The sequence below is a fragment of the Microcoleus sp. OTE_8_concoct_300 genome (assembly GCF_031383065.1).
Taxonomy (GTDB): Bacteria; Cyanobacteriota; Cyanobacteriia; order Cyanobacteriales; family Microcoleaceae; genus Microcoleus.
The window spans coordinates 1-4,310 of sequence record NZ_JANMZH010000121.1; the positions used below are offsets into that span (position 1 = coordinate 1).

The window sequence follows — 4,310 nt, forward strand, 5'->3', positions numbered from 1 at the left end:
GTCTGTCCCGGACAGCCAATCTGATCCGGGGTAGCCCTTTTTCTCAGCCCAGGGCTTGAAACTGATGCAGCGAAGTCAGCATAATGGTATTTCCCCATCCAGGACTCAAAAGCATTACGTCTCGGTCAGGATAGAGCAATAAACTGACCCTGGGCTTGAAACTGCTACAGCTTCGTTACTCATTACCGTTTCCATAAATGGCTGCTACCTCTACCTAACTATTTCTATAAACGGGTGCCACCTATTAGGCGGGACAGACAATCTCGGCAATGGGGCAGAGTCTAGGGAGTCAGGTTACTTCCCAAATCGTAGGGCCAGAGATAAACGTTACATTCCGTTACAATCCCAAAAAGGTTAGGCGGGCATGGGGTATTTCCTAGGTAATCATTGATCTGATTTTAGGTTGGTTTTTAAAAAACACTCAGATGCAAATCAAGGGAAGCACGGAACTGCTTTTTAAAAACCTTTTATACGATGTTCACAAGGAAAAAGTTTGGCGATCGTAACGAAGATTGTAGATTTCAGGCGATGGCATCCAGCACAAGCTTATACAATGTTCGCCTCAGAAAAAGTTTCAGAGCGGAACGAAAATTGTAGGTTTCAGCCAGCGTATGTGAGAAAGGTGATCGCCGAGAAAAGTTGTCAGGTACGAGAGATTAGGCGGGGATAAACCCATATCCTGAGCCTGGGCTTAAAAACGTTATGGCTAGGGCTGGGTAGGACAATATACTTATTGGAGTTGAAGTCGGCAAATCTGGCTGGATTTCAGCCTAAAGCAGCCCCAACTTTATACCTATTGGGATTGATTCTCTAGAGTCAGTCCCGCCTATCTAAGGCTATGATCATTTTTGATTTTCCCTTTCCCCGTTGGAAAGTCCAATTTTTTGGTTTGTCGGTCTTTGTTTCTGCTCAGCTTCTAGAGGCATAGATAACTTAAACTTATCCTCTAAAACGCCCCGCTCGCTGTTTTCGACCAATAAGTCCCCCTTATCTATTTGACTCTGTATTCGAGCCCGCCGCCGCTTGGCAGATACCAAACGATGATCCAATAGATAAACATTGCAGTGCGGCTTCCACCAGTCCCCGTGCATGGAAAATAGACCCTCTTCCATGCACAGTTTTGGCGGCATCTGTTTAAGCTGTGGCAGTTTCTCTACCAATTGCTTTTTAATAACCGGGGGTAAATCGTCACGAAAGCCTCGAACTGGTGTCGGCACCAACCGATAACTATTTGAAAGATGGCGACTCACAGTCGTGGGAGACAATCCACGAAGCTGTGCGATCGACACCTGACTACCGCCGTAAAAGCGGAAACCTGATTCGCAATAAATAAACCGATCGCCCTTTGCCAGTACCCGCGCGGGTTGCCCGGAGGTGTGCAGGTCAATCGGTCTAACTATTTGCGTCAAGGTTTTACCCGGGTCGTCACCCCGAGATTTTATTTGCTCGACCTCTTCCAACCTTTGACGGTAGAGAGATTGTCGTTGCAAATTCTGTGCTTCCACTTCTGTAGCGATTATGTGGAGATTTCTTAAGTCATCAATATTTATGGCGGCGACGGGGCCGAGTTGATCTAGCCCTGCAATTGCGATCGCTCTTTCGAGGCTTGAGTAATAAACTGTAACCCAATCACCTTTTTGCTTGTAAGTTCGGATTAGTCCCGATTTTTTGGCAGCGCGAAGCCATCTTCTGATGTGACCCGGGGTGCGTCTCAAAATTACACTCGCCGCTGTCAGGGTAAATTTCCCGATTCCGACGCCCTTAGACTTGCCAGCATCATTCCAGCGCGCAATATCGAAGCGACGCGCGAGCAACCAGACACTCATCTGACGGCGAAAATAGGGAAACAACCGCGAGGGAAAACGCACCAAATCAATTTCATTGATGCCCGCATACTCGCTATGCCAATTTTCACAGAGTTCAATCAGCCATTCTGGAGCTAGCGCCGGGGGAGTTTCGAGCGGATTATTAATCCAGATGTAGGGCTTGTTTGTAAGTGGGTGGATACTTGGCGGCAGTACGCTTTGAGTTCCTAGCCAGCGAAACTCCAGACCCTCTTCCTTGCCATCATCTCCTAGAGTTCCCGTACCAATTCGTAAATATTTCGGCAAACGACACCAATCTTTTTCCTCAACAGAAAGTAGATATTGTCTGCGCCCAGGGCGGCCGCTCGTCCAGGCAGTTGTTGCAAAAAAATCTGTGAGAGTATTTTGACCAGAGAGTTTAAGTAAAAGTTTGGCAGCAGATTCACCGTCAATATCTACTGCCAGAAGCCCGTTGCCCAACTTCAAGCCAACGCCTGTAGCCTTGCCACTTTCAAGTTGAGTGAGGATTTCTGAGCGTGAGCACTGCTTCTTTACCCAATTTTTTTGATAGGGCTGCTTCCCCACTACTAACACTAGCGGCCAAAGGTCAGGAATTTTTGAAAGATCGAAACTGGATACTTGGCTAAGATCTAAAACCGAGGTCATACTTCACCCGCTTGTTGGCGTAGAGTATGACCGCTTTTTTTTGGGCGGGTTTTCGGAGAGGTTTGCGCTGCAACACGCGCGCTGATAGACTGAAATTAAGAAATTTTTTTGATGTGGCCCGCCCAAACAGCGGCCATTTTTTTTTGGAAATGCTAAAGGCAATTCTAAAGCTTCTTCCATCTGGATAAGCCCAGTCGCCCAAGCTCAGTCCAGCAATTAATATTCTACGGCTTACCCGATCGCAACCGATGACCGCTGCGCTAATTTTTTGGCGTCAACTTGTCCGACACAGCCTTTAGACTCACAGCAAACTCTACAGCGGACAAGCTGCCACTCAAAAAATTTCATCGGCTGCTTGACCTAACTTTTTGGGCTAGGGGAACATCAAAAATATCAAAAGCTGCAAAGGTTTTATCGCTGACCACCACTCGCTCATCTCCACACATTACCTTTTCAGCCAGCTTCCGTGCCTTTTTTTTAGCCAAAAATTCTTTGAGTTCTTCCCCAGACAAACTCTCCGAGAGATGCCCCGAAGTTATTACGGGAGGAGCGGAGGGAGGTAATCGTCCCTCATTTTGATCCATATACCGCGCCACTTCCAAAATCTCATCCAGCAGTGCCACAGGAAGCCGTACCAATTTAGTCCGCCCGTGTTTCCAGCGACAAACTCCACCAGCTCCAGGTCTGGCTCCACCGCGCCCACATTTACTTTTTCCTTTACTTTTCTTCATATTAAAATCCCACAGTGTAACATCTTCAAAAAATGGGTGTACTTTATTATTCATAGGCTTTCTACTATTATTTATTTATTTTTTTTCTTGTGTTTATACAGGGTGTTACTCAGACCCTGTTGCCTGCGGCGCCTAAAATTCTGAGGGCGCGGCCGGGGGGGCGGGCCATAAACCCGGCTTCCCCCCCGGCCCACGTTTTCATTAGTCGCTTTCTTCTGTGTCTTGTGTTTCTACATTACTGCTGTTGTCTGCTGGAAAAGGAACGCCGTAAGTTTCCAGCATTGCTTCCCAGGTAGCAGTTTTGCTCAGCTTGCCAAAGTCCTTGGCATCTTCGTTGCCAAAACCACAATCCAAAGCGATCGCTCTGAGTTGGTCAATGCGACGATAATTTTTACCCATTGTCGCTCTCTGCTTCCGAGGCAGACACAATAAGATTAATTAAATCAATTGCTTCTTCCAAAGAATTCTCTGCCTTTCCCAATAACTTGGGAACAGCCTTTTGGTAAGACTCCAGCAGTAGTGAAGATTTTTCAGCAAATTCATGACTAGCTTTGTTGCTCTTGTTGCTAATTGAATTTTCAGCCAAGTGCATATCCAAACTTGTCAGAAAAATTTCAGAACGGCGGCTAATGTGGACGCTGTAAATAGAATTTATCAAGAGTTCAGTTAGTTTGTTAACAAGCAATTTGTCAATAACAATTTTCTTGTCTGCCTCCGTCTTGGAATCTTCAGGAAAATCCGATGTGAAATTCTCCTCAATAAAGTGAGATGTAGTCATGAGTTTGATTGTCACCGCCTGATTAAACATGGACCAAAAAGCCGCTGCCGTTCGACGCCAATCTAGAGCAGCGGTTTTTTGGCGTTTATAAATCCTCGATCAGTTTAAGTTTTTGCCCTTAAAACGAGATTTGTCCAAAGACCGCTGCCAAGGTGGGTTCCAATCATAAGCAGCGGTTTTTTAATCTTTGGAAATATCTGATGAGTTTAAGGGCATCGTCTGGTGAGTGTAAATCCAAAGACCGCTGTTAGATCCTCCTACAGATAACAGCAGTCTTTTGGAATTTACGGGCATTTGGTTAGTTTAAATTCTCGCCGCACAACAAAAATG

General features: G+C 46.0%; 4 protein-coding genes. All 4 read right to left on the minus strand.

All coding sequences use genetic code 11. The annotated features are described in order from the left end of the window. Positions 1-842: 842 nt before the first annotated feature. Positions 843-2,471 carry a bifunctional DNA primase/polymerase gene (locus ACUVJL_RS05870; RefSeq protein ID WP_445244996.1) on the minus strand — a complete coding sequence of 543 codons (1,629 nt, stop codon included), beginning with the start codon at positions 2,469-2,471 and terminating at the stop codon, positions 843-845. Between the two features lie 344 nt (positions 2,472-2,815). Next, the gene (locus tag ACUVJL_RS05875; protein ID WP_445244997.1) at positions 2,816-3,256 is read right to left on the minus strand and encodes a hypothetical protein; all 441 of its coding nucleotides are present in this window, start codon (positions 3,254-3,256) and stop codon (positions 2,816-2,818) included. 147 nt (positions 3,257-3,403) lie between these two features. Beyond that, positions 3,404-3,601: a hypothetical protein gene (locus tag ACUVJL_RS05880; RefSeq protein WP_445244998.1), complete on the minus strand. Its 198-nt coding sequence runs from the start codon at positions 3,599-3,601 to the stop codon at positions 3,404-3,406. Further along, entirely contained in the window at positions 3,594-3,980 is a 387-nt protein-coding gene (locus ACUVJL_RS05885; protein WP_445244999.1) for a hypothetical protein, read from the minus strand. Before ACUVJL_RS05885 ends, ACUVJL_RS05880 begins: the two co-directional genes overlap by 8 nt. Positions 3,981-4,310 lie beyond the last annotated feature (330 nt).